Consider the following 26465-nt stretch of genomic DNA (forward strand, 5'->3'; position numbering starts at 1 on the left):
ATGGTCCGGCGCGGTCCGCCGCCCAAGGGCCATGCCGCGCGCAGGCCCGCGGCGACGGGCACGGCGCCGCTGCCCAGCCTGGTCGCGCTGCGCGAATTTTTGGCCGACCAGCCTGGCCGGGTCGGCAAGACCGAGATCTCGCGGCATTTCGGCCTCTCGACCGACCAGCGCCCGGCTTTGCGCGAATTGCTGCGACAGTTGAAGGAATCCGGCCAGGCCGCCGGCGTCGGCCGCAAGGGCCTCGCCGCGCCGGACCGGTTGCCGGACATGGCGCCGGTGGAGGTCACCGGCACCGACGCCGATGGCGACCCCATCGCCCGCCCCCTGCAATGGGACAGCACGGCCGGCCCGCCGCCCGTCATCTACATGCAGCGCGAGGCCGCCGGGCAGCCGGCGCTGGCGCCCGGAGAGCGCGTGCTGGCGCGGCTGAAATTCATCGGCGGCAACAAGTATGAGGGCCGCACCTTCAAGCGCATCGGGCGCGGCGTGCCCACGCGCATCCTCGGCGTCTTCGAGGAAGGCGGCATCATCCCCACCGACCGCCGCCAGAAGGGCGAATGGCGCGTCGCCTCCGATGGGCTGAACGGCGCCCGCCCCGGCGACATCGTTTTGGCCGAGCCCCTGCCGCGCCACCACGTCCTGGGCCCGGGCCTGGTGCGGATCGTGGAGGTGCTGGGCCGGATGGGGGAGGCGCGCTCCGTCTCGCTGATCTGCATCCACGCCCACGGCATCCCCGACATCTTCCCCGCCGAGGCGCTGGAAGAGGCGGAGCGCGCGCGCGGCGTGGATGCCAAGGGGCGGGAGGATCTGACCGCCCTCCCCCTGGTGACGATCGATGGCGAGGATGCGCGGGATTTCGACGACGCCGTCTGGGCGGAGCCGGAGGACGAGGGCTGGCGCTGCCTCGTCGCCATCGCCGATGTCGCGCATTACGTGCCGACCGACAGCGCGCTGGACCGCGAGGCCTGGGCGCGCGGCAATTCGGTCTACTTCCCCGACCGCGTCGTGCCGATGCTGCCGGAGGCGCTGTCGAATGGCTGGTGCAGTCTGCGGCCGGGCGAGAATCGCGGCTGCCTCTTCGTCGAATTCCATATCGACGCGGCCGGCCGCAAGCAGCGCCACCGCTTCGGCCGCGGCTTGATGCGCAGCGCCGCGCGGCTGACCTATGACCAGGTGCAAACGGCGCGGGACGAGGGCACGAGACTCGAAGGCGTGCCGGAGGATCTGCTGGGCCATCTCTACGGCGCCTTCGGCGCGCTGCTCACCGAACGCGACCGGCGCGGCACGCTGGAACTCGACATGCCGGAGCGCCGCGTGATCCTGGACGAGGCCGGCGAGGTCACGGATATCCGCCCACGGGAGCGGCGCGACTCGCACCGGCTGATCGAGGAATTCATGGTCGCCGCCAATGTCTGCGCGGCGGAGGAGCTGGAACGGCTGGGCCAGCCCTGCATGTACCGAATCCATGACCGCCCCTCCGACGCCAAGCTGGAAGGGCTGCGACAGTTCCTCGAATCGCTTGAGCTGCAATTGCCGGCCCGCGACCGGCTGCATCCGCGCGACTTCGCCGGCATCCTGGCCGCGGTGAAGGACCGGCCAGAGGCGAGGCTGGTGCATGAGGCGGTGCTGCGCGGCCAGTCCCAGGCCGAATACAGCCCCGACAATATCGGCCATTTCGGCTTGGCCCTGGCGCGCTACGCGCATTTCACCAGCCCGATTCGCCGCTATGCCGACCTGCTGGTGCATCGCGCCCTGATCTCCGGCATCGCCTGGGGCGCCGATGGGCTGCAGCCGGCGGAGATCGCGCGCTTTCCGGACACGGGGGAACACATCACCCAGACCGAAAGACGGGCGGCGATGGCGGAACGGGACGCTGTCGAACGCTATCTTGCTGCTTTCATGGCAACACGTGTCGGAGAAGTGTTCGAGGCGCGGATTTCCGGGGTGACACGCTTCGGACTGTTCGTCACCGTGCAGGAGAACGGCGCCAGCGGAATTGTTCCGCTCGCGACCTTGCCGGACGACAAATGGCAGTTGGATCAGGCCGGGCATACGATGTCCGGCCGCAAGACGAGGCTGACCTTCTCCCTCGGCCAGGCGGTCGAGGTGAGGTTGACGGAGGCTGTTCCGCGGACGGGCGGAATGGTCTTCGCCATGCAACAGGGCGACCCGCGCGCGGATGGATCCGCGCGGCGTTCCGCAAAGGGCGCCAAGCGGCGCTGATCCTGCTGCTGCCGATCCTGTTGCTTTGGGCGGGCGGCTCCAGGGCGGAACAGACGGACAGCGACATCAGCGCGCTGCGAACCGTATTGGTGCCGAGCCACCGGCTGATCCTGGAACGGCATCTGGAACCCGTCAGCGCCGCCAATCTCGTGCTGTGGTCGCTGCGCGGCCTGACCGTGCTGGATCCGCGCTTCAATGCGGAAATCCGCGCCGACCGCATCCTGCTGCTCGGCGACGACCGGGTGCTGGCGGGCGCGTCGCTCGCCCCGCTCGCCGCCACCGGCTCACCGCAGCTTCTTGGCTCTGCAGTGGCTGAGGCGCTGGACGGCCTCTACAACGCCGCCTGGCGCGATTCGCCGGCGCTGCGCCAGGCGGGCGCGGAACGGCTGCTGGCCTCGGGCTTCGATGAGCTGTTCAACCACCTCGACCCCTATAGCCGCTACGTCCCTGCTGAGGATGCGCGCATGGCGCGGCAGCGGCGCGTCGGGCAGTCCGGCCTGGGTCTGCGCGTGGCGGCCCAGCGCAGCGGGCTGGTGATCGACGAGGTCACGAGGGACGGCCCGGCGATGGCCGCCGGCATCCGCGCCGGCGACCGTCTGCTGGCGGTGGATGGCCGGCGGCTTGGCCCGCGCGATCCCGGCATCGCCGCGACGCTGCTGGAGGGGCCGGAGGGCAGCGAGGTGACGCTGACCCTCTCGCGCGGCAACCGCCGCCGCACGGTCACCCTGGTGCGTGAGAGGGTGGTGCCTGAGACGGTGATCGCCGAGATGGGCCGCGACATCCTGTTCGTCCGCCTGACCGGCTTTTCCGCCGTCACCGACCGGCGGCTGACCCAGGTGCTGCGCGATGGCTTCGCCAGCAACGCGCCGCGCGGCGTGGTGCTGGACCTGCGCGGCAACCGGGGTGGGCTGCTGAGCCAGGCCATCGCCGTGGCCGACGCCTTCCTGACGGAGGGCGATGTGATGCGCACCGAGGGTCGGCATCCGGAGGCCAATCGCCGCTATACCGCGGGGGGCCAGGATCTGGCGGAAGGGCGGCCGGTGGTCGTGCTGGTCGATGGTCGCACCGCCTCCTCCGCCGAGATCGTCGCCTCGGCGCTCGCAGAGCGTGGCCGCGCCGTGGTGGTGGGCAGCGCGACCATGGGCAAGGGGCTGATCCAGCTTCTGGCTCCCCTGCCCAACGGGGCGGAGATCCTGGTGACCTGGTCGCGAATCCTGGCGATTTCCGGCTGGCCAATCCAGGGCATCGGCGTGCTGCCCGCGCTCTGCACCAGCCTGGGGCCGGAGGTGGTGGCCCAGGGCCTGGCGCAGCTCGCGCGGGGCGAGGCGCCGATGGGCCGCATCCTCGCCCGGCAGCGCGCCGCGCGCGCCCCGGTGCTGGCCAGCGAGATGACGGCGCTGCGCAATGCCTGCCCGCCGGCGGAAGGCCGCGAAGACGACCAGCGCGCGGCGCGGGCGCTGATCGAGACACCGGAAGCCTACGCAACCGCTTTGCGCGCGCCGTAGAGCGGCACGACAGCCCTGCGCGCGCCGCAGCGGCCGGGCAGCTACGGCCGGCCGGTGCGCCCCGCGGGGCGGCCCTTATCCGCGGCGGGGGGCCAATCAGCGGGAATGGCCGCTTCGACGCGATTGCGACCATTGTTCTTGCCGCGATACAGCGCCGAATCCGCCGCGCTCAGAACGTCATCGGCCTGCGCGCCGATGCCGCCCGCGGCGACGCCGATGCTCATCGTGATGCTCAGCGGCACGCCCTCCGCCAGGATCGGCACATGGGCGATGGCGGTGCGCAGCCGTTCGGCGACCAGCATGCCGTCCTCGGTCGCCGCGCCGGACATCACCACGAGGAACTCCTCCCCGCCGTAGCGGGCCACCACATCGGCGGCCCGCAGATGGCCGCGCACACGTTCCGCCACCTCCCGCAGCACGATGTCGCCGGCCGCATGGCCATGGGTGTCGTTCACCGCCTTGAAGCGGTCCACATCCATCAGCAGCACGGCCGCGCCGGAATTGCGCAGCAGGCCTTCCAGGTGCCGGCGGACATAGCGGCGGTTGCGCAAGCCGGTCAGCGGGTCCGTCACCGCCATTTCCAGGCTGCGGTCGAGATCGGCGCGCAGCCTTTCCTGGTAGCGCTTGCGGCGGATCTGGTTGCGCACGCGGGCGCGCAGCTCGTTGGGATCGACCGGGCGGATCACATGGTCATTGGCGCCCAGATCGAAGCCGCGCAGCACCAAGTTCTTCTGCCCCGGATCGGCCACCAGAAGCACCGGTACGTCCCGCGTATTGGCATGCGCTCGCAGGCGGGAGGCGAGGCGCAGCGAATCGCCCCCATCCAGCGACAGGCTCAGCAGCACCACGTCGTGCAGCCCGTCCTGCAGGATGTCCCAGGCCTCCCCGGGATCGGTGCAATGCGCCACCTCGATTCCATCGGCGCCCAGCACCAAGGCGAGCGCGTCGGCCTCCGCAGGGTCCTCGTTGACGATCAGGGCGCGGGCGCCGGCGACGCTGGGGGACGGGCTGGGCGGCGGTTCGAAGCCCAGGTCACGGGCGGTCTCGGCACGCAGCCGCCAGGCATCCAGCACCTGCTTCATGCGCAGCAGCGCGCGCAGCCGGGCGAACAGCGTGGCATCGTCGACAGGCTTGGAGAGGAAATCGTCCGCCCCGGCCTCCAGCCCCCGCACCCGTTCCGCCGGGTCGGTCAGGGCGGTGATCATCACGACCGGGATATGGGCGGTGCCCGGCTGCGCCTTCAGCCGGCGGCAGACCTCATAGCCATCCATGCCCGGCATCATGACGTCCAGCAGAACGACATCGGGCATCCAGCGTTGCACCGTCGCCAGCGCCTCCGGCCCCGAGGCAGCAATCGCCACCTCGTAATACTCATTGAGGAGCTTGATCTCGAGCAGGCGGAGATTCGCCTGGATGTCGTCGACAACAAGGATGCGGGCGGTCATCCGGCCATCCCCCGTGCGGTCGCGACCGCGCAGCCCGTGTCGATGGTCTGGCGACACGACAACAAACCGTCTAAATGCTGCAATGCTGGCCTGATGCACATGGTCACAAATCTGTCAAGGAGAAATCTATGTCGGATATCGCACGCGACGATACAGGCCTGCCCAAAGCCGCGCATCGGGAGGTCGCCAATGCCAGTCTGTTCTTCAAGCGCTGGATGGCGAACCCGTTGCAGATGGGCTCCATCATCCCCTCTTCCGCCACGCTGTGCCGCCGTATCGCCGCCCTGGTCGAACGGAAGGACGACGAGGTGGTGGTCGAACTTGGCGCCGGCACGGGCGTGATCTCCCGCGCCCTGCTCGCCGCCGGCGTGCCGGCGGAGAAGCTGGTGGTCGTCGAGATCGTGCGGGACATGGCCGACCACCTCCGTGCATCGCTGCCCGGCGTGAACGTCATCCAGGGCGATGCCTTCGAACTCGCGAAGGCACTTCCGGCGGCGCTGCATGGGAAGGTGGGCACGGCGATCTGCGGGATTCCCCTGGTGCTATTGCCGCAGGCGGACCAGCAGCGATTCGTTTCGGCGGTTGAGGCAGTGGCCCCCGGCAAGGGTTTTCTCCTGTACACCTACTGCATCACCTCGCCGCTGCCCTATCGGAAGCTCGGCCTGACGGCCAAGCGGGAAGTCTGGACCCCGATGAACTTCCCGCCCGCCAGCGTCTGGCGCTACCAGCCTGCCCGGTAGTGGCCCGCGCCGCAACGGCTGAGCGTACCGGGCGGGCCGACAGCGCCCGACACCGCGAGTTGTTGTGATGCGGAAATGGCGCTCCCGGCCTCAGCCGCTGCGGAGCGCCACCTCCACCCCATCGGGCCGCGCGATGCGGGCCAGCAGGCGCGGCTGAGGGCTGCGGCGCAGCTTCAGCGCATCCTCCAGCCCACGCTGCAGCAGCGCTTCCCGCAGCTGGTCGGCATCCGGGTGCTCGGCTTCCAGCGCCAGCAGCTTGCAGCCGGACTTCTTCAGCCGCGGCGCCGCGCCCTTGCCGTCATCCCACTGGATCAGCGCCGGGATCAGGTTGCGCATGTCCTGGCGCTGCGGCGGCATGGCCATGCGCCAGGTCAGCTCGCCGCGCGACCAGGCCTTCACCTCCCCGGCCTGGCTCGCGCCAAGGCGGGTGACCACGGCGTCCAGCACCGGGGTGCGGGCGACCCAGCCCAGCAGATGCGGGCCGGCTTCCAGCATCATCTTCACCGCGGGGTCATCCAGGTCGAAGGGCCGTGGATGCGGCGGCGTCTCCTGCCCCGGATCGACGGCGATCACCTCCAGGTAATGCTGCGGGCCCAGGCTGAGCAGCATGTTGTGGGTGCCGATGCCGGGATGGCTGCCGCCCTTGGTCGGCCGCACGCCGAGCTGCGCCTCGATGTAGTCGGCGCCCTCCTCCAGCGTGCGGGCGCCAACGACGATGTGGTCGATCTCGGCCATGTCAGCGGGCCTGGAACTGGGTGTTGCCGAACAGCACTTCGCGTTCCTTGTCTGTCATCGATCCGACGCGCTGGTTCTGCGCCAGCACCTGCACGCCACGCTGCACCGCCGGCCGCGCCGCGATGGCGTCGTGCCAGCGCTGCACATTCGGGTAGTCTGCCAGGTCGATGTTCCGCCGCTCCGGATTGCGGATCCAGGGGAAGGTGGCGATGTCGGCGATCGAATACTCGTCTCCGGCCAGATAGGCGGCCTCCGACAACCGCTTGTCGAGCACGCGGTGCAGGCGGCCGACTTCCTTCGCGTAGCGTTCCTTGGCGTAGGGGATCTGCTCCGGCGCATAGGCGTGGAAATGGCCGTACTGGCCGAACATCGGCCCGACGCCCCCCATCTGGAACATCAGCCATTCCAGCGCGCGGTAGCGCCCGGCCGGGTCGGCAGGCAGCAACTTGCCGGTCTTCTCGGCCAGATAGATCAGGATCGCGCCGGATTCGAACAGGGTCAGACGCTGGCCGCCCGGCCCGTCCGGATCGACGATGGCGGGGATGCGGTGGTTCGGCGTGATGGCGAGGAATTCGGGCTTGAACTGCTCCCCGGCGCCGATGTTCACCGGCACGACCGTATACGGCAGGCCGAGTTCCTCCAGCGCGATATGCACCTTGTGACCATTCGGCGTCGGCCAGGTCCAGACCTCGATCGGCATGCGCTTCTCCCGGTATGCGAAAGTGGCGGCGCGGCGGCCCCGAAGGGCGGCGCGCGCACAATCCATTGCACGCAGGGTGGGCCTGCCGGGCCGCGGTTGCAAGACGGGCCGGGGACACACGCCCCGGCCGGGTCAGGTCAGGCGCCCTCGCCTCAGCAGAAATGCGCGCCGCGCGTCTCCACCGGCACCATGTAGAGCGATTGGCTGGCGCACATGAACAGGCGGTTCCGCCTGGTACCGCCGAAGCAGAGATTGGCGCAGATCTCGGGCAGGCGGATCTGGCCGATGCGGGCACCGTCCGGGGCGAAGACATGCACCCCGTCATAGCCTTCGCCGACCCAGCCCATGGCGGCCCAGACATTGCCGGATTCGTCGCAGCGGATGCCGTCCACCATGCCGGTGCGTCCATCCATCGTCATTTCCGCGAAGCGGCGCGGATTGCGCAGGCGGGGGCCGTCCACCTCATAGGCCCAGATCTGGCTGGCGGCATCCGGGTAGTGGCTGCGGCCGGTGTCGGCGACGTAGAGGGTGCGGTAGTCGGGCGAGAAGCACAGGCCGTTCGGCTTGAACACGTCATCGGCCACCTTCGCCACCTGGCCGGATTGGGCGTCGATCCGGTAGATCGCCTCCTTGATGAAGGGGCGCGGGGAACGGGCGGATTCGGGCACGCGGTTGCCCTCATAATCCATCAGCCCGCCATAGCCGGGATCGGTGAACCACAGCGCGCCGTCCTCGGGGTGGACCACGCCGTCATTCGGCGCGTTGAAGGCGCCGTCCGGACCGCGATCGGCGAGGACCGTGACCCGGCCATCGCGCTCGTAGCGCACCACGTCGCGATGGAAGTGGCGGAAGGCGATCTGCCTTCCCTCGCGGTCAAAGGTATTGCCGTTGGAATAGCCGGAAGGGCTGCGGAAGCGGCGATGGGTGGTGAGGTCCTCCTCCACCAGCCGCAGGCATTCATCGTTCGGGATGTCCGACCAGATCAGGAATTTGCCCGTCGCATGCCAGGCGGGGCCTTCCGCCCAGCCCATGCCGGTGTGCAGCCGGGTGATGGCGGAATTGCCGAGCTTCGCGGTGAAGCGCCTCGGGTCGATGGCGATGATGTCGGGGTCGGGGTAGCGCTGCGGGCCGGCATTCGGGCCGTAGCTGCGCTGCGCGAGCGCCGGCGTCGTGGCCAGCGCGGCCGCCGCGCCGAGCAAGGCGCGGCGCGACGGATCGGGGAGACGGTTCATGCTGTTTCCTCCATTGGCCCTGGCGGGCCTAGGGAGGATGGCATGGGGTCGCTACGGGGGTGCAACCCCCGCGTGCATCATCCCGAAGGCGTGATGATCGACCCTGATGACCCTCGGCGTCAGGCGTTGCCGCCGAGATAGTCCATCGCCACCTGCACGCCGCCAGCTTGGTGCGGCACGCCGGCCGCGCGCAGCCCCATCTCCACGCCACCCAGCGCGCCCACCAGCTGCAGCGGCGAAATGTCGCCCAGATGGCCGATGCGGAAGACGCGGTCGTTCAGCTGGCCGAGGCCATTGCCAAGGCTCATGTTGAACTTTTCCAGGATGGTGGCGCGCAGCGCATTGGCGCTGTGGCCCTCCGGCAGGCGCACCGCCGTGAGCACCGAGGAATAGTGGCGCGGGTCCTGGCACTGCACCTCCAGCCCCCAATGCCGCACCGCGCGGCGGGTGGCTTCCGCCATCCGGTCATGGCGCGCAAAAACGTTGTCGAGGCCTTCCTCCAGCAACATGTCGCAGGCGGTGTCCAGCGCGTAGAGCATGTTGGTCGCCGGCGTATAGGGGAAGTAGCCGGTGGCATTCGCCGCCAGCATCGGCTTCCAGTCCCAGAAGCTGCGCGTCAGCTTGGCCGACTTGCTCGCCTCGATGGCCTTGGCGCTGATGGCGTTGAAGGACAGGCCGGGCGGCAGCATCAGGCCCTTTTGGCTGCCCGAGACGGTGACATCCACGCCCCATTCATCGTGCCGGTAGTCCATGGAACCAAGGCCCGAGATGGTATCCACGAGCAGCAGCGCCGGGTGGCCGGCGGCGTCGATGGCCGCGCGCACTTCCGCGATGCGGGAGGTGGCGCCGGTGCTGGTCTCGTTGTGCACGACGCAGACCGCCTTGATGGCGTGGGCCTTGTCGTCCCGCAGCTTGCGCTCGATGGCCTCCACATCGGCGCCGCGGCGCCAGTCGGTCTTCACGAAGTCGGCGACGATGCCGAGGCGCTCCGCCATCTCGTTCCACAGATGGGCAAACCAGCCGGTCTCGCACATCACCACGCGGTCGCCGGGCGAGAGGGTGTTGACCAGGGCTGCTTCCCAGGCGCCGGTGCCGGAGGCCGGGTAGATCACCACATGCGACTTCGTCTTGAAGATGGCCTTGGCCTTCTCCAGCACCTGGGCGCCGAGCTTGCCGAAATCCGGGCCGCGATGGTCCATGGTCGGATGGTCCATGGCGCGCAGGATGCGGTCCGGCACGTTGGAAGGCCCCGGAATCTGCAGGAAATGGCGGCCGGAATTGGGCGTTGTCTGGAAATAGGCCATGGCGGCGGGGCTCCCTCGATTGGTTCCATCTAACGCCCAGCAATGCCCGCCGCCAATGAGTAAGCCTTGTGGAATTGATGAGTCTTATAGATCGGACAGGTGCCGCGCCTCAGGCTAAAGAATGCGGCATGGGAGAGCCTGCATGAACGCCAGCACCGATATCGGACAAAGCCGCCTGGCCCAACGCCTGCGGCGCGAGACCTCGGGCGAGGTGCTGTTCGGCGCCGGCGACCGCGGCCGCTACGCCACCGATGCCTCCATCTACCAGCAGATGCCGCTGGGCGTGCTGATCCCCCGCACGGCGGAAGACGTGGCCGCCGCCATGGCGATCTGCCGGGAGGAAAGCGTGCCCGTGCTGCCGCGCGGCGGTGGCACCAGCCAGTGCGGCCAGACGGTGAACCGTGCTTTGGTTCTGGACTGCACGCCGCATCTGCGCCGCGTGCTTTCCATCGACGCCGAAACCGCCACGGTCGAACCCGGCATTACGCTCGGCGCATTGAACGAGGCGCTGAAGAGTTCGGGAAAATTTTATCCGGTGGATCCTTCCACCTGGCAGCGCTGCACCATCGGCGGCATGGCGGGCAACAATTCCTGCGGCTCGAAGTCGATCCGCTACGGTCTGATGGCCGACAATGTCCGTGCCATCGATGCGATCCTGGCCGATGGCACGCGCTTCCGCTTCGGCGATATCCCCGAAAATCTCGGCCCCGACGTGCCCGGCAGCGTCGCCGACCTTGTCGCAAAACTGCGCGCCATCGGGGCGCGGGAGGCGGAGGAGATTGCGGCGCGCTTCCCCGACCAGCTTCGCCGCGTCGGCGGCTATAATCTCGATGCGCTGACGCCTGCCGGCCGCGCCGCAGGCCGTGGCAGCCTGGCGCGGCTGCTGGTGGGCAGCGAGGGCACGCTGGCCTTTTCGTCCTCGCTCGATCTCAAGCTGTGGCCGATCAAGCCGCGCAAGGTACTGGGGATCTGCCAGTTCCCGTCCTTCCGCCAGGCGATGGCGGCGTCGCAGCATCTGGTCACGCTGGACCCGGAGGCGGTGGAGCTGGTGGACCGCACCATGATCGACCTCGGCCGGTCGATCCCGATCTATCGCGACACCATCGACCAGATTCTGATCGGCGAGCCCGACAGCCTGCTGATCGTGGAATTCCACGGCCATGACGATGCGACCCTGCTGCAAGGGCTGGATCGGCTGGAGGAGATGATGGGCGACCTCGGCCTGCCGGGCCAGGTGGTGCGCATCACCGATGCCGTATTCCAGGCGCGCGTCGCGGAAGTGCGCGAGGCCGGGCTGAACATCATGATGAGCATGAAGGGCGACGGAAAGCCGGTCTCCTTCATCGAGGATTGCGCCGTCCCGCTGGCCGATCTCGCCGACTACACCGAGCGCCTGAACGACGTTTTTGCGAAACACGGCACCAAGGGCACCTGGTACGCCCATGCCAGCGTCGGCTGCCTGCATGTCCGCCCGGTACTGAACATGAAGTCGGGCGAGGACGTCACCAAGATGCGCGCGATCGCGGAGGAGTGCTTCGCCCTCGTCCGCGAATACAAGGGCTCGCATTCCGGCGAACATGGCGACGGCATTGTGCGTTCTGAATTCCACGAGCCGATGTTCGGCGCCCGCATCGTGAAGGCCTTCGAGGCGGTGAAGGACGCCTTCGACCCGGGCACTGCCGAGCTGCCGCACGGTCTGCTGAACCCCAACCGCGTGGTGCATCCGCCGCGGATGGATGACCGGACGCTGTTCCGCTACGGCCCGGACTACGCCGCCGATCCGGCGGTGGTGCCGGCGCTCGACTGGTCCGCCTGGCCCGGCCCGCAAGGCGGCCTGCTGGGCGCGGTGGAGATGTGCAACAACAACGGCACCTGCCGGAAATTCGATGCCGGCAGCATGTGCCCGTCCTACCGCGCCACGCGGCAGGAACAGCATCTCACCCGCGGGCGGGCGAATACGCTGCGGCTGGCGCTGACCGGGCAGCTCGGCCGCGAAGGGCTGGCCTCCGACGAGGTGGCGGAGGCGATGGCGCTTTGCGTGGGCTGCAAGGCCTGCAAGCGCGAATGCCCGACCGGCGTCGACATGGCGAAGATGAAGATCGAGGCCGCGCATGCCCGTGGCCGCGCGCGCGGCGTGGCGCTGCGCGACCGACTGATTGCCAGCATGCCGCTGTGGGCACCCTTCGCCGCCATCGCGCCCATCCTGTTCAACGCGCGCGACCTGATCCCCGGCATGGCGAAACTCACCGAGCGCCTGACCGGCCTCGCCGCCGGCCGCACCCTGCCCCGCTTCCGCGGCGACGCTTTTCACGATGCGGAGCTGCGCGCCCCGGATGGTCGCGCCAACGAAGTCATCCTGCTGCCCGACCTGTTCAACCGCTACTTCGAGCCCGAGAATCTGCGGGCCGCCATCCGCGTGCTGCGCGCCGCCGGCGCCGACCCGGCCGTGGCCCGCCCGGCGCGTGGCGCGCGGCCGCTGGATGATGGCCGCACCTACCTCGCCGCCGGGATGGTCGAGCAGGCCCGCGCCGAGGCCCGGCGCACCCTCACGGCGCTGTCCGAATGGGACAGCCCCGTGCTCGGCCTGGAACCCTCCTGCCTGCTGACGCTGCGCGACGAATTTCTGGCCATGCTCCCCGGCACCGAATCGGAAAAGCTGGCGGGCCGCGCCATGCTCGTTTCCGAATGGCTGGCCAAGACGAAGGTGCCACTGAAGCTGAAGCCGATCGGGGCCGAGGCGCATATCCATGGCCATTGCCACCAGAAGGCCGTCGGCGATTTTCCGGCGGCGGTGGCGACACTGACCCGCATCCCGGGCCTGAAGGTCACGCCCATCACCTCCTCCTGCTGCGGGATGGCGGGGGCCTTTGGCTACGACGCCGAAAAACTGCCGACCTCCATCGCCATGGCGAAGCTGTCGCTGCTGCCGCATATCCGGCGGACGGCGCCAACGGCGCTGATCGTGGCCGATGGCACCTCCTGCCGCCACCAGATCGCGGATCTGGCGAAGCGGCCGGCCTTGCACTCCATCCGGCTTCTCGACATGTCCCTGGCATGACCCAACCCGATGACATCCTGGCCTTCTGGTTCTCCGAAGGCCCCGACACCTTTCGCAAGGCGTGGTTCCTGAAGGACGACGCCTTCGATGCCAGCATCCGCGCGAATTTCGGCGACCTGCTGGTCCCGGCCCGTGAAGGGGCACTCGATGCCTGGGCGGAGACACCACAGGGTGCGCTGGCGCTGCTGCTGGTGCTCGACCAGTTCCCGCGCAACCTGCGGCGCGGCCACCCGGAGGCCTTCGCCAGCGACGAACATGCCCGCGCCATCGCCCGCCGGGCGGTGCTGGATCGCCGCTTCGACCTGGCGGTGACGCCGACGCAGCGCAGTTTCTTCTACCTGCCCTTCGAGCATGGGGAGGCGATGGCCGATCAGGACCTGGCGGTCGCGCTGTTCGAGGGTCTGCGGGATATCCCGGCCATGGCCAAGCCGGATGGCGTGATCGACTACGCCTGGCGCCACCGCATCGTGATCCAGCGCTTCGGCCGCTTCCCGCACCGCAATGCGGTGCTGGGCCGCGACAGCACTTCGGCGGAAAAGGCCTGGCTGGAGGCCGGGGGCGGGTTCTGAGGTCAGGGGGCGAACGCCCATAGGACTTCGCGCGCCCCCCCTCACCCAACCCTCTCCCCCCGTCGGGGGGAGAGGGCTTTTCGGGTTTAGAGGCTCATATCCAGGGCCGGCTTCGCATCGGCCGGCAGCGGGCTTTCGTAGGGCTTGCCGCCGGTGCGCTTGGCGTGGTCGGCCTTGGCTTCGGCGATGATGGACGGGTTCTTCAGCGCATCCACCGCCGTCCCCGCCATCACCTTCGCCACATGCACCATGCCCTTATGGGCCGCAGGCAGCTTGCCCTGGCCGGTGAGCTGCCAGGAATGGAAGGGCGTGCCGATGGCGCAGGTCGCGCCACGGGCCTGCACGGTCGGCACCTTCCAAGAAACGTCGCCGACATCGGTAGAGCCGATCATCGGCACACCCTTGGCATTCTCCGGCACCACCTGCTCGCAGAGCACCTCGCCCTCACGCGGCTCGACGCCGACGCGGCGCCAGGCGGAGAGGATGTCCTCCTCCGACAGCGTGGCCTGGAACTCGGCGGCCTTGGCGCGGTCCGCATCGTCCCATTCCGGCGCGCCAATGCGGGCTAGGTTGGCGTGCATCGCCTTTTCCAGCGCGGTGTTGCCCAGCAGGTTGGACACGGCGGAGACGACGCGGGTGGAGACGGTGCATTCCGTCATCAGCGCGGCACCATCGGCGATCTTGCGCACGCGGGTGACCAGTGCGTTCAGCTCCGTCACGTTGCGGGCGCGGATCAGGTAGCGGACCTTGGCGGTGGACTGCACCACATTCGGCGCGATGCCGCCGGCATCCAGATAGGCGTAGTGGACCCGCGCGTCGGAGGGCATGTGCTCCCGCATGTAGTTCACGCCGACATTCATCAGCTCCGCCGCATCCAGCGCGGAACGGCCGAGATGCGGCGCCGCGGCGGCGTGGCTGGCGCGGCCGACGAAGGAGAAATCGATGCGGGTATTGGCCAGCGAGATGGCGTCATCGACGCCGGCGAAGCTCGCCGGATGCCAGGTGATGGCGATGTCCACATCGTCAAAGGCGCCGTCGCGCACCATGAAGCCCTTCGCTGCGCCACCCTCTTCCGCCGGGCAACCATAGTAGCGGACCCGACCCGGCAGGCCGTTGGCCTTCAGCCAGTCCTTGACCGCCGCCGCCGCCATCAGGCTGGCGGAGCCGAGCAGGTTGTGGCCGCAGCCATGGCCACGGCTCTCGCCTTCCACCGGGCGCGGTTCGGTGACACCGGCTTCCTGGGAAAGGCCCGGCAGCGCATCGTATTCGCCGAGGATGGCGATGACCGGACCGCCCTCGCCCGCCTCGCCCATGACGGCGGTGGGGATGCCGGCGACATTGGTGGTGACCCGAAAACCTTCGGCCTCCAGCATCGCCTTGTGCTCGGCGCTGCTGCGGTGCTCGTCGTAACAGAGCTCCGGCATTCCCCAGATCTTGTCCGAGAGCTCGACATAGGGCTCGCGCCGCTGGTCGACGAGCTGCCAGATCTGTTCCGAATTCTGCATCACGGGGCTCCCTTGCATGGATCGCCGGTTATTGCCCGGATCGGCGCCGCGGGCCAGCGCCGGGTCAACTTCCGGCCCTCTGCCGCGTTGAGGCGGCGGGTACCAAAGGGAGACAACATGCAGATCCAGGTGAACACCCCGGACGGCGCCGGCGGCGCGGACCTCGGCGCCCGCGTGGAACAGGCGGTGGTCGAGGCGATGGGCCGCTTCAGCGACCAGATCACGCGGGTGGAGGTGCATCTCACCGACGCCAATGCCGATAAGGGCGGGGAGGATAAGCGCTGCATGATCGAAGCACGCCCGACCGGTAAGGCGCCGGTCGCCATCACCCATCAGGCGGCAACGGTGCCGATGGCCCTGCGCGGCGGGCTGAACAAGCTGACCCGCAAGCTGGACAGCGTGCTGGCCGCCCGCACCGACCATAAGGGTGCGGCCTCCGTGCGGGACAATGAGCTGAAGTAAGCGAGGTTCCGACGGGTGCAGCCCGGCCTATGGGGGCTGCGCCCGTCGGACAGGATAACGAAAAGGTTTCGCGGCGCCTGTCCGTTAAGCATCTGGCAATTCTCTGCCGATGCGGGCATGATGGTCGCGATGCGGCAGGTGGAAAATCCCCTGACCATGGCGCCAGCAGGGCGCCCCCTCCCAGAACGGATTCCGGAACCGGCGCCAGCATGGCGCCGCGACGCTCGCGCCCAGAACGGCGTTCCGGATCATGCGCCAGGACGGCGCCCGCATCCCACCCATCGCCAGGACGGCCGGTGGGATTTCGTGCCAGGATGGCGCCCCATTCCCGCGCCAAAATGGCGCACACATCGAAGGGCGCTGAGATGCCGGAGCTTTCGCTGACCTCCATCGTGCTGATCGTGCTGCTGCTGCTGGCCGTGATGACGGTCGCGCAGGGCGTGCGCACGGTGCCGCAGGGCCAGGTCTGGACGGTGGAACGCTTCGGCGCCTTCACGCGCCTGCTGTCGCCCGGGCTGAACGTCATCCTCCCCTATATCGACCGCATCGGCCACAAGCTGAATGTGCAGGAGGTGGTGCTGGACATCCCGGAGCAGTCCGTCATCACCAAGGACAATGCGACGGTGGCGGTGGATGGCATCGTCTATTACCGCGTCATGGACCCGGCCAAGGCGGCCTATGCGGTGCAGGATCTGACCCAGGCGCTGGTCGCCATGGCGATGACCAATATCCGCGCCGTGATCGGTGAGATGGATCTGGACCAGACCCTGTCCTCCCGCGACCGCATCAACACCTCCCTCCTCACCATCCTGGACGGCGCCACCGACCCCTGGGGCGCCAAGGTCAGCCGCGTGGAGATCCGCAAGATCGAGCCGCCGGAGACGCTGATCCGCGCCATGAACCTGCAGATGACGGCCGAGCGCGAACGCCGCGCCAGCGTCGCCAAGGCGGAGGGCGAGAAGCAGGCCCTGGTCCTGCAGGCCGAGGGCCGCCGGGACGCCGCCATGCGGGATGCCGAGGCGCGGGAGGCCCTGGCCCAGGCGGAAGCGAATGCGACGAAGATGGTGGCGGAGGCCGCCGCCGGCGCGGGCGCCGATGCGCTGCGCTACTTCATCGCCGAGAAATACGTCAAAGCCTTCGAGGCGATGGCCGCCAACCCCTCCTCCCGCCTCGTCGTGGTGCCGATGGAGAGCGCGGCGCTGGCGGGCGGCATCACCCAGGCCATGGAACTGCTGCGCGGCACCGCGCCATTGCCCCCGGCCCCGCCGGGCGGCGGCAGCGCGCCCGGCGGCATCACGGGGGGGCGGCCATGGAACCGGGCCTGATCTGGATCCTGCTGGGCCTGGTGGCGCTGGGGGCGGAGTTGCTGCTGCCCGGGGTCTATATCCTCTGGGTGGGACTGGCCGCGCTGGGCACCGGGCTGATCCTGCTGGCCGGGCCGCTGGATTTCGGCCTGACCATCGCGCTGTTCCTGGCGCTGCTGGCCGCCGGCATCGCCGGCTCCCTCGCCATGCGGCGGCTGCGCAGCCCGGCGATGCAGGTGAACGCGCCGGAGGCCGGGCTCGCCGGGCGCCTCGCCACGCTGGTGCGGGGGCAGGACGGCACCCTGCGCGTGCGGCTGGGCGACAGTGAATGGCCCGCGCGCCTGCCCGCCGGCATCCTCGCCCCGCCGCTTGGCGCCTCGGTCCGGGTGGAGGCTGTGGAGGGCATGGTTCTGGTGGTGCGCCCCGATGGTCACGCGGCCTGAGATGCGCCACGTCCTTCTTCTGTGCCTCGCGCTGCTGCCCGCCCCGGCGCTGGCCTCACAGGACCCGCTGGAGGGGCTGAACCGCCGCATCCACGGCTTCAACCGCCTGGCACAGGACTGGGTGCTGACCCCGATCGCCGAGGCCTATGTCACGCACACGCCCGCGACGGTCCGGGGCGGCATCGCCAATGCCTTCGCCAATCTGCGGGAGCCGATCACGGCCCTGACCGGGCTGGCGGCCGGGGATCTGGAGCTCGCCTGGCATGCCACGGCGCGCTTCGGCATCAATTCCAGCCTGGGCTGGGGCGGCGTGCGGGATGCCGCGGCGGAACATGGCTGGCCGCGCCGCGCGGCGATCCCGGCGGATGCGCTCTGCGCCTGGGGTGTGCCGAGCGGGCCCTATCTGGTGCTGCCGATCCTGGGCCCCTCCACGCTGCGCGACGCCGGCGCGCTGCTGGCCAGCAGCGCCGGCCTGGCCCATGCGCTGGGGCCGCAACTGTTCCTGCCCTGGCGCGGCGGCGACCTGCTGGTGGAATACAGCGGCATCGCGCCCGAGATCGGCCGGGTGGAGGCCAGCGCGCTCGACCCCTATGCGATCTATCGCAGCGCCTATCTCCAGCGCCGCGCGGCCGCCTGCGCCCCCGACCGCGCGGCGGCCGAAGCGGCGGAGATGGCGGAGGCGGATTGAGTTTCCGATATTGAGTTCCCGGTATAATGCAGGCCGCCGCCCCGCTCCTGGCTTGAAGCCATTGCGCAACCCGGCTTAGCCTCCCCTCAAGCGCCCCGGAGCAACCAGGGCGCAGAGGAGGAGAGACGAACCATGACCCTGCTGTCCCGTCGTACCCTTTTGGCCGCCAGCGGCGCCGCGCTGGCCGCCCCCTTGGCCGCGCCCGCGCTGGGTCAGGGCAACTGGCCTTCCCGTCCCATCCAGCTTCTGGTGCCCTGGGGTGCCGGCGGCGGCACGGACGCCACGGCGCGCATCGTCGGCAGCCTGCTGGAACGGGACCTGGGCCAGCCGGTCAATGTGGTGAACCGCACCGGCGGCTCGGGCGTGGTCGGCCATTCCGCCATCGCCACCGCGGCGCCGGATGGCTACACCATCGGCATGATCACGGTGGAAATCACCATGATGCATTGGCAGGGGCTGACCCAGCTCAACCCCGGCTCCTTCACCCCGCTCGCCCTGATGAATTCCGACCCGCCGGGCGTGCAGGTGGCCAGCAATTCCCCCTTCGCCGACATCAAGGCGCTGGCCGACGCCATCAAGGCGCGGCCGTCCGGTACCTTCAAGGCCAGCGGGACCGGCCAGGGCGGCATCTGGCACCTGGCCCTGGTCGGCTGGCTGCAGGCCATGGGGCTGCGCGGCGACCACGTGCGCTGGGTGCCCTCCAACGGCGCGGCGCCGGCGATGCAGGAACTGGCGGCGGGCGGCGTCGACATCGTCACCTGTTCGGTGCCGGAGGCGCGCGCGATGCTCGATGCCGGCCGGGCCAAGGCGCTCGCCATCATGGCCCCGGCGCGCAACCCGATGTTCGCCCAGGTGCCCACATTGAACGAGACGCTGGGCATCAACTACTCGGTGGGCGCCTGGCGCGGCATCGCGGCCCCGCGCAACCTGCCGGCCCCGATCGCCGAGCGCTACGGCGCCGCGTTGCGCAAGGTCTATGACAGCGCCGAGTTCAAGGAGTTCATGAACCAGCGCGGCTTCGGCACGGTCTGGCAGGACTCCAACGGCTTCGCCAGCTTCATGGCGGAGGGTGATCGCGCCATGGGCGATGCGATGCGCGGCGCGGGCCTGGCGCGCGGCTGACCTTTCGCGGCCGGAGGGCGTCCCATGCGCGTGAATGACGCCCTTCTGGGCGCGATATTGCTTGGCTTCGCGGGTTGGGTCTGGTGGCTCACCAGCTTCTTCCCGTCCTTTCCAGGGCAGGATTACGGACCGAATCTGTTTCCGCGCATCCTGGCCGCCGGCATCGGGCTTTGCGCGCTGCTGCTGGTGCTGCGCGGGCTGCGGGCACGCGGGCCGCTGGTGGTGGTCGAGGGATGGATGGCGCAGCCGGCGCGGCTGGTTTCCTTCCTGCTGATCCCCGGCGCGGCGCTGGCCTATATCCTGGTCTCCGACCCGCTGGGCTTCATCCCCACCGCCTTCCTGCTGCTGCTCGGCCTGTCGCTGTGGTTCCGCGCCAGGCCGGTGGTGGCATTGCCGGTTTCCGCGGGAATGACGCTGCTGGTGCATTGGTTCTTCGCTGGGCTGATGCGCGTGCCGCTGCCGCGCGGCATCCTCGACAGCGTGTTGTGAGGACTGGCCGATGGATGCCTTGATTCAGGCCCTGGGGCTGGTCTTCGACCCCTTCGTGCTCGGTGTCATCGCCGTCTCCGCCGTCTTCGGCATGTTCGTCGGCGCCATGCCGGGGCTGACCGCGACCATGGCGACGGCGCTGCTGGTGCCGGTGACCTTCTTCATGCCGCCGGTGCCGGCGCTTGGGGCCATCGTCACCGCCACCGCCATGGCGATCTTCGCCGGTGACATCCCGGCGGCGATGCTGCGCATGCCGGGTACGCCGGCCTCCGCAGCCTATGCGGACGAATCCTACGCCATGACGCAGAAGGGGCAGTTGAACCTCTGCATGGGCGTCAACCTGGTCTTCTCCGTCGCCGGCGGGCTGATCGGCGTGGTGGTGCTGATCGCCTTCGCGCCAATGCTGGCAGAAGTCGCCATCAACTTCTCCTCCTATGAGTATTTCTGGCTGGCCTGCCTGGGGCTGACCTGCGCGGTGTTCATGTCCAACGCCGACCCGGTGAAGGGCTTCCTGTCGCTGTTCTTCGGGCTTCTGCTGGCGACCGTGGGCATTGACCCGGCGGCGGGATTCCCGCGCTTCACTTTCGACAATGTCGATCTGATGTCCGGCATCAACTTCGTCCCCACCATGATCGGCATGTTCGCGGTCAGCGAGTTGATGCGCGGCGCGGTCACGGTGGATGTGGCGACGAAGGCGGTGACGCAGGCGGTGGGCAATATGTTCCGCGGCGTCGGCGGCGTGTTCCGGCGCTACTGGTGGAACTTCCTGCGCGGCAGCTTCATCGGGACCGCGATCGGCGCCCTGCCCGGCGCCGGCGCCGATATCGCCGCCTGGATCAGCTACGCGGTCGCCAAGCGCTTCTCGAAGCAGCCGGAGAAATTCGGCACCGGGGAGGTGGAGGGCATTGTCGATGCGACCTCCGCCAACAACTCCGCCCTGGCGAGTGCCTGGATTCCCGCGCTGGTCTTCGGCATTCCGGGCGACAGCATCACAGCCATCGTCATTGGCGTGCTCTACATGAAGGGGATGAACCCGGGGCCGACCGTGTTCCAAGAAAACCCGCAACTGATCTACGCGGTGTTCCTGATCTTCATCCTGGCCAACCTGTTGATGTTCCCGCTGGGCTGGGCGGCGATCAAATCGGCGCGGCAGATCCTGCGGGTGCCGCGCAACCTGCTGCTGCCGGTGATCCTGCTGTTCTGCCTGGTCGGCAGCTTCGCCATGACCAACAGCCTCTATGGCGTGGTGCTGATGCTGGCCATGGGTGTGCTCGGCTGGGTGATGGAGGAGCACGGCATCCCCGTGGCGCCGCTCATCCTCGGCCTGGTGCTGGGGGAGATGCTGGAACAGACCTTCGTGCAGTCCATGATCAAGGCGGATGGCGCGGTGCTGGAGTTCTTCAGCCGCCCGATCGCCGGCACGCTGGGGGTGATGACGCTCGGCATCTGGCTGCTGATGCTGGCGCGCGGTTTTCGGCGCGGCCCGGTTCCGGCCGCCGCATGACGCCGCTGCGCTCGGCCGATGAACTGGCGCCCGGCATGGCCTTCGACCTCGGCGGCTTCGTGCTGCCGCGGGCGGAGGTTCTGGACTTCGCCCGCCGCTGGGACCCGCAGCCCTTCCATCTGGATGAGGAGGCCGCGCGCCATTCCGTCTTCGGCCGGCTGGTGGCCAGTGGCCTTCACACCTACTCCGCCGCGGTCGGCCACCTGATCCGCAGCGGGCTGCTGGCCGAGATCAACCTGGCCGGCGGCGGCGCGGAGCTGAGCTGGCCGTCACCGCTCGGCCCGGATGAGCCGGTGACCATGCGGCTGGTGGTGGAGGACATCCGCGCCAGCCGCAGCAAGCCGGAAATGGCGGTGGCCAAGCTGCGCTACCTGGTCGCTACGGTCGAGGACGGCAGGGTGGTGCTGGACGCGCTGGGGACGCATTTTCTCAGGCGCTGAGGCGCCGGCGCCCGGCTTTCACGCCAATGGTGGTCGAACGGACCTCCCCCCAGGCGAGACCATCTGCGCCCGGCCCTCTCAGGCCATGAAACGCAAAACGGCGCGGGGGTTGCCCCCCGCGCCGCTTGCCGCCGGCCGATCCAGAAGGATCAGGCGGACTTCTTCATGATTTCCTCGGCGACGTTGCGCGGCACCGGGTCGTAGTGGTGGAACTGCATCGAGAAGCTGGCGCGGCCCTTGGTCATGCCACGCAGGTTCGAGATGTAGCCGAACATTTCCTTCAGCGGCACATGCGCCCGGACGATGACCGAGGTGCCGGCCATGTCCTGGGACTGGATGACGCCGCGGCGGCGGTTCAGGTCGCCGACGACGTCGCCGACATGGTCGGACGGCGTGGTGACTTCCACGTCCATGATCGGCTCCAGGATCACCGGGCCGGCCTTCTTCATGCCTTCGCGGAAGCAGGCCTTGGCGGCGATTTCGAAGGCCAGGGCCGACGAGTCGACGTCGTGGTACTTGCCGTCCACCAGGGTGTACTTGAAGTCCACCGTCGGGAAGCCGGCGAGCACGCCGGTATCGGCCTGCACCTTGATGCCCTTTTCCACCGCCGGGATGTATTCGCGCGGCACCGAACCACCGGTGGTGCCGTTGACGAACTCGATACCCTCGGTGCGCTCCTTCGGCTCGAAGACGATCTTCACCTCGGCGAACTGGCCCGAGCCACCCGACTGCTTCTTGTGGGTGTAGGTCTCGGTGTGGCTCTTTGTGATGGTCTCACGATAGGCCACCTGCGGCGCGCCGATATGCGCGTCCACGCCGTATTCGCGCATCAGGCGGTCGACGATGATCTCGAGATGCAGCTCGCCCATGCCGGACAGGATGGTCTGGCCGGTTTCCTGGTCGGTGCGCAGGCGCAGGCTGGGGTCTTCGCCCGCCAGCTTCTGCAGGCCGAGCGTCATCTTCTCGACGCCTTCCTTGGTCTTCGGCTCGACCGAGATGTCGATGACCGGCACCGGGAAGGCCATGCGCTCCAGCACCACCGGATCGTCCTGCGAGGCCAGCGTGTCGCCGGTGCCCGTGTCCTTCAGGCCCACGAAGGCGGCGATGTCGCCCGCGAAGACTTCCTTGATTTCTTCACGCTTGTCGGCGTGCATCTGGAACATGCGGCCGATGCGCTCGCGCTGGCCCTTGGTGGTGTTCATCACCATGTCGCCCTGGCGCAGCGTGCCGCGATAGACGCGCACGAAGGTCAGGTTGCCGTACTTGTCGTTGATGATCTTGAAGGCGAGGCCGGCGAAGGGCGCTTCCGGATCGGCCGGGATCACCTGGCGGTCGCTGGACTCATCCTCGCCCTCGGCCGGGGCCACCTTGATGCCGGGGATGTCGATCGGGCTCGGCAGGTAGTCGAGCACGGCATCCAGCAGCGGCTGCACGCCCTTGTTCTTGAAGGCGGTGCCGCAGAGCACCGGGCGGAACTCGCCGCTGATCGTGCCCTTCTTGATGCACTTCTTCAGGGTCTCGACGGAAACGTCGCCCTTGTCGAAATATTCCTCCATCGCCGTCTCGTCGATGCCGACGGCGGTGTCGACCAGCTTCTGGCGGTACTCGGCCGCCTTCTCCTTCAGGTCGTCCGGAATCTCCTGGTACTCGTACTGCGCGCCGAGCTCGTCACCCTTCCAGATGATGGCCTTCATCTCGACCAGGTCGACGACGCCGATGAAGGTGTCCTCGATGCCGATCGGCAGCTGCAGGGTGACCCAGTTGATGCCCAGCTTCTCGGTCAGCGTGTCCGCGGCGCGATAGAAATCGGCGCCCGTGCGGTCCAGCTTGTTGATGAAGATGATGCGCGGAACGTTGTATCGGTCGGCCAGGCGCCAGTTCGTCTCGGACTGCGGCTGCACGCCGGCCACGCCCTCGATGATGAAGATGGCGCCGTCCAGCACGCGCAGCGACCGGTTGACCTCGATGTTGAAGTCGATGTGGCCGGGGGTGTCGATGACGTTGATCCGGTGATCCTTCCAGATCGCCGTCACGGCGGCGGAGGTGATGGTGATCCCCCGCTCGCGCTCCTGCGCCATGTAGTCCGTCGTGGTGTTGCCGTCATGAACCTCACCGATGCGGTGGGACTTGCCGGTGTAGTACAGGATCCGCTCGGTCGTGGTGGTCTTACCGGCATCGATATGCGCGGTGATGCCGATGTTGCGGATCAGTGCCAGTTCAGTGCGCGCCACGATGGGTCTCCATAGGCGAAAGCGGGTCCGGCCGCGGACTTTCGTCCGTTGCCGCCCGCGCAATGATGTCGAGTTTAGCTTCTCGGGGCGGGACATGCCCTCTTCGGGCGGGTTTTGCAAGCGCTGGGTGGCGGCGGGGCCGCCGGAATCAGGGTTTCCCGGCCGTTGCGGGACGTCACCCTATGTCACGCAACCGCGTCTCCCAGTCCCGCCACCAGCCATGATAGCTTCCGCCGCCATGAGCACCTTGGGCCACATCGCCGCCATCCGCTTCGGCCTCGGCCTCCGGCACGGGGAAGCGCCACCCGCCGATCCGCAGGCCTGGCTGCGGGCGCAGATCGACCATCCGGCCGCCCCGCCGGAAGGTCCGACCCTGGCCACGGCGATGGCGGTGCGCAGCGCCGACATCGCCGCCCGCCGCCCCCGCGACCCGGAGGGTGACCCACAGGAGACGCGCCGCGCCCTGTCGCTGCTGATCCGCGGGGAGAATCTGGGCTATGTGCGCCGCCGGCTGACCGCCGAGCAGCCGTTCCGGGAACGCCTGGTCGATTTCTGGATGAATCATTTCACCGTCAGCCGCCGCGCCGGCAGCCTGACGCCGCTGATCGGCAGCTATGAGCGGGATGCGATCCGCCCGCATGTCACCGGCCGCTTCGCCGATATGGTGGTGGCGGTGGCGAAGCATCCGGCCATGCTGATCTACCTGGACAATGCCGGGTCCATCGGCCCGACCAGCCCCACCGGCCGCCGCGCCCGGCGCGGGCTGAACGAGAATCTGGCGCGGGAGATGCTGGAGCTGCACACCCTGTCGCCCGCCGGCGGCTACACCCAGGGCGATGTGCAGGAACTGGCGAAGATCCTGACCGGCTGGTCCTTCACGGGCGAGCGGGACCCCTACGGCTTCGTCTTCCGCAGTTCCTCCCATGAGCCGGGCGACAAGCATCTGCTCGGCCGCCGCTTCGGCCCCGGGGTTGCGGAGGGCGAGACGGCGATCCGCTTCCTGGCCGAGCATCCGGCGACCTGGCGGCATCTGGCGGTGAAGCTGGTGCGGCATTTCGTGGCGGACACCCCGCCGCCCGCCGCCGTGCGGGCGCTGGAAACGGTGCTGCGGGACAGCAAGGGCGACCTGGCGGCGACCAGCCATGTGCTGATCGCCCTGCCCCAGGCCTGGGACCCCCCACTGTCCAAGTTCCGCCCGCCCATCGACTACGTCATCGCCGCCAACCGCGCTTTGGGCATTCCGGAAGCGCAGGCGAATCAGATGCTCAACGCCTTCAACACCCTGTCGCAGCCGCTCTGGCGGCCGGAACAGCCGATCGGCTGGCCCGACATCGCGGCGGATTGGGCGACGCCGGAGGCGCTGATGCGCCGCGTGGACTGGGCCTATACCATGGCCGGCCAGGCCGGGCGCGGCGTGGATGCGGCGGAGGCGGTGGAAACCGCGCTCGGCCCGCTGGCCCGGGCGGAGACGGTGACGGAAATGCGCCGCGCGGGGTCGATGCGCGACGCGCTGACCCTGCTGCTCGGCAGCCCGGAGTTCATGCACCGATGACCGACGCCCCCCACGCCCATTTCCGCCCGACCCGCCGCGGCCTGCTGCTGGGCCTCGGCGCCAGCTTCGCCGTAGGTCCGGCCCGCCTCGCCTTTGGCGCGGCGCCGGGCGACCGGCGCCTCGTCGTCATTCTGCTGCGCGGCGCGCTCGATGGGCTTTATGTCGTGCAGCCCTACGGCGATCCGGCGCTGGAGGAACTGCGCGGCCGGCTGAAACTGCCGGAGCCGGGGCAGGAGAACGGGCTGCTGGATCTTGGCGGCAAGTTCGGCCTGCATCCGGGCTTCGGCCGGCTGCATGCGATGTTCACCGCGAATGAGGCGGCGGTGGTGCATGCCGTCGCCGGCCCCTATCGCAGCCGCAGCCATTTCGAAGCCCAGGACATGCTGGAGAGCGGCGGCGAGCAACGGCTGGCCAGCGGCTGGCTGAACCGCGCGCTGGAGGCCCTGCCGCGCGGCGGCCAGGGGCCGGACCAGGCGCGGGCCGGGCTCGCCGTCGGCACCTCCGTGCCGCTGCTGATGCGCGGGCCCGTGCCGGTCGGCGCCTATTCCCCCCCGGGCCTGGAGCGTCCGGCGTCGGAGCTGATGTACCGGCTGGCGGCCTTGCAGGATTCGGACAGCATGCTGGGCCGCGCCTTCGCGGAGGGCATGCGCAGCCGCGGCTTCGCCAGCCAGACGCTCGGCATGGTGGAGAATGACCGCGAACGCTCCGTCTTCGCCAATCTGGCCGGCGCCGCCGGCCGGCTGATGGCCGAGCCCGGCGGGCCGCGCGTGGCGGCGATGGAGCTGGGCGGCTGGGACACCCATGTGCAGCAGATGGGCCGCATCATGGGCCCGCTGCGGGCGCTGGATGACGGGCTCGGCGCGCTGAAGGAAGGGCTCGGCGCGGAATGGGCGCGCACCGCCGTGCTCGTGGTGACCGAATTCGGCCGCACCGCCCGGGTGAACGGCAATATGGGCACGGATCACGGCACCGGCGGCGTGGCCTTCGTGCTGGGTGGTGCCGTGGCCGGTGGCCGCGTCATTGCCGACTGGCCGGGCCTCAGCGAGGACAAGCTGTTCGAGAATCGCGACCTCCAACCGACCCAGGATGTCCGCGCCATCGCCAAGGGCCTGCTGCGGGACCATCTGCGCCTGCCGGAAGCCGCCGTCGCCGCCGCCTTCCCGGGCAGCAACGCGGTCACCGGCCTGCGCGGCCTGATCCGCGCTTGAACAACC

Annotated in this window: 22 protein-coding genes; 15 read left to right on the top strand and 7 right to left on the bottom strand. The window is 69.2% G+C overall.

What is annotated here, in order from left to right:
* Positions 1–2223 carry a ribonuclease R gene (gene rnr / locus ACVFYP_RS21570; protein WP_499202273.1) on the top strand — a complete coding sequence of 741 codons (2223 nt, stop codon included), beginning with the start codon at positions 1–3 and terminating at the stop codon, positions 2221–2223.
* A 20-nt stretch (positions 2224–2243) separates the two neighbouring features.
* Entirely contained in the window at positions 2244–3728 is a 1485-nt protein-coding gene (locus tag ACVFYP_RS21575) for a S41 family peptidase (RefSeq protein WP_499202274.1), read from the top strand.
* Positions 3729–3769: 41 nt separating this feature from the next.
* Here ACVFYP_RS21575 and ACVFYP_RS21580 read toward each other — a convergent pair whose 3' ends face one another.
* The gene (locus ACVFYP_RS21580) at positions 3770–5173 is read right to left on the bottom strand and encodes a PleD family two-component system response regulator (protein WP_499202275.1); all 1404 of its coding nucleotides are present in this window, start codon (positions 5171–5173) and stop codon (positions 3770–3772) included.
* A gap of 128 nt (positions 5174–5301) precedes the next feature.
* Between ACVFYP_RS21580 and ACVFYP_RS21585 the strand changes: the two genes are divergently transcribed.
* Complete coding sequence (locus ACVFYP_RS21585; protein ID WP_499202276.1) at positions 5302–5913, top strand: class I SAM-dependent methyltransferase; 612 nt, start codon at positions 5302–5304, stop codon at positions 5911–5913.
* 90 nt (positions 5914–6003) lie between these two features.
* Here ACVFYP_RS21585 and ACVFYP_RS21590 read toward each other — a convergent pair whose 3' ends face one another.
* From ACVFYP_RS21590 to ACVFYP_RS21605, 4 genes are all read right to left on the bottom strand, one after another.
* A complete protein-coding gene (locus ACVFYP_RS21590; protein ID WP_499202277.1) occupies positions 6004–6648 on the bottom strand; it encodes a VOC family protein in 645 nt (214 codons plus the stop codon).
* A 1-nt stretch (position 6649) separates the two neighbouring features.
* Positions 6650–7348, bottom strand: coding sequence for a glutathione binding-like protein (locus ACVFYP_RS21595; protein WP_499202278.1), 699 nt, complete (start codon positions 7346–7348; stop codon positions 6650–6652).
* Positions 7349–7500: 152 nt separating this feature from the next.
* A complete protein-coding gene (locus ACVFYP_RS21600) occupies positions 7501–8580 on the bottom strand; it encodes an SMP-30/gluconolactonase/LRE family protein (RefSeq protein ID WP_499202279.1) in 1080 nt (359 codons plus the stop codon).
* A gap of 119 nt (positions 8581–8699) precedes the next feature.
* Positions 8700–9884 (bottom strand): pyridoxal-phosphate-dependent aminotransferase family protein, encoded by a 1185-nt coding sequence (locus tag ACVFYP_RS21605; protein WP_499202280.1) that lies wholly within the window; start codon positions 9882–9884, stop codon positions 8700–8702.
* Between the two features lie 142 nt (positions 9885–10026).
* On the opposite strand from ACVFYP_RS21605, the gene ACVFYP_RS21610 reads away from it, so the two are divergent.
* Entirely contained in the window at positions 10027–12942 is a 2916-nt protein-coding gene (locus tag ACVFYP_RS21610) for an FAD-binding and (Fe-S)-binding domain-containing protein (RefSeq protein WP_499202281.1), read from the top strand.
* On the top strand, positions 12939–13511 hold the full coding sequence (locus ACVFYP_RS21615; protein WP_499202282.1) for a DUF924 family protein: 573 nt from the start codon (positions 12939–12941) through the stop codon (positions 13509–13511). The genes ACVFYP_RS21610 and ACVFYP_RS21615 overlap by 4 nt, the downstream gene beginning before the upstream one ends.
* An 86-nt stretch (positions 13512–13597) precedes the next feature.
* On the opposite strand, the gene ACVFYP_RS21620 is transcribed toward ACVFYP_RS21615, so the two are convergent.
* Entirely contained in the window at positions 13598–15016 is a 1419-nt protein-coding gene (locus tag ACVFYP_RS21620; protein WP_499202283.1) for a M20 family metallopeptidase, read from the bottom strand.
* Positions 15017–15133: 117 nt separating this feature from the next.
* On the opposite strand from ACVFYP_RS21620, the gene ACVFYP_RS21625 reads away from it, so the two are divergent.
* The 8 genes from ACVFYP_RS21625 (at position 15134) to ACVFYP_RS21660 (ending at position 21468) form a co-directional block, all read left to right on the top strand.
* Complete coding sequence (locus ACVFYP_RS21625; RefSeq protein WP_499202284.1) at positions 15134–15478, top strand: hypothetical protein; 345 nt, start codon at positions 15134–15136, stop codon at positions 15476–15478.
* Positions 15479–15843: 365 nt separating this feature from the next.
* Entirely contained in the window at positions 15844–16803 is a 960-nt protein-coding gene (locus ACVFYP_RS21630) for an SPFH domain-containing protein (RefSeq protein WP_499202285.1), read from the top strand.
* Positions 16788–17225, top strand: coding sequence for an NfeD family protein (locus ACVFYP_RS21635; protein ID WP_499202286.1), 438 nt, complete (start codon positions 16788–16790; stop codon positions 17223–17225). Before ACVFYP_RS21630 ends, ACVFYP_RS21635 begins: the two co-directional genes overlap by 16 nt.
* Position 17226: 1 nt before the next feature.
* The gene (locus ACVFYP_RS21640; protein WP_499202287.1) at positions 17227–17913 is read left to right on the top strand and encodes an MlaA family lipoprotein; all 687 of its coding nucleotides are present in this window, start codon (positions 17227–17229) and stop codon (positions 17911–17913) included.
* A 132-nt stretch (positions 17914–18045) separates the two neighbouring features.
* Complete coding sequence (locus ACVFYP_RS21645; protein WP_499202288.1) at positions 18046–19035, top strand: tripartite tricarboxylate transporter substrate binding protein; 990 nt, start codon at positions 18046–18048, stop codon at positions 19033–19035.
* Between the two features lie 24 nt (positions 19036–19059).
* Entirely contained in the window at positions 19060–19524 is a 465-nt protein-coding gene (locus ACVFYP_RS21650) for a tripartite tricarboxylate transporter TctB family protein (protein ID WP_499202289.1), read from the top strand.
* Positions 19525–19534: 10 nt separating this feature from the next.
* Complete coding sequence (locus ACVFYP_RS21655) at positions 19535–21028, top strand: tripartite tricarboxylate transporter permease (RefSeq protein WP_499202290.1); 1494 nt, start codon at positions 19535–19537, stop codon at positions 21026–21028.
* A complete protein-coding gene (locus tag ACVFYP_RS21660; protein ID WP_499202291.1) occupies positions 21025–21468 on the top strand; it encodes a MaoC/PaaZ C-terminal domain-containing protein in 444 nt (147 codons plus the stop codon). Before ACVFYP_RS21655 ends, ACVFYP_RS21660 begins: the two co-directional genes overlap by 4 nt.
* A gap of 149 nt (positions 21469–21617) precedes the next feature.
* Here ACVFYP_RS21660 and fusA read toward each other — a convergent pair whose 3' ends face one another.
* Complete coding sequence (fusA, locus tag ACVFYP_RS21665) at positions 21618–23699, bottom strand: elongation factor G (protein ID WP_499202292.1); 2082 nt, start codon at positions 23697–23699, stop codon at positions 21618–21620.
* Positions 23700–23937: 238 nt separating this feature from the next.
* On the opposite strand from fusA, the gene ACVFYP_RS21670 reads away from it, so the two are divergent.
* Both ACVFYP_RS21670 and ACVFYP_RS21675 read left to right on the top strand, forming a co-directional pair.
* Positions 23938–25251 (top strand): DUF1800 domain-containing protein, encoded by a 1314-nt coding sequence (locus ACVFYP_RS21670; protein WP_499202293.1) that lies wholly within the window; start codon positions 23938–23940, stop codon positions 25249–25251.
* Positions 25248–26459: a DUF1501 domain-containing protein gene (locus ACVFYP_RS21675; protein WP_499202294.1), complete on the top strand. Its 1212-nt coding sequence runs from the start codon at positions 25248–25250 to the stop codon at positions 26457–26459. Before ACVFYP_RS21670 ends, ACVFYP_RS21675 begins: the two co-directional genes overlap by 4 nt.
* Positions 26460–26465 lie beyond the last annotated feature (6 nt).

The sequence above is a fragment of the Roseomonas sp. F4 genome (genome assembly GCF_053891155.1).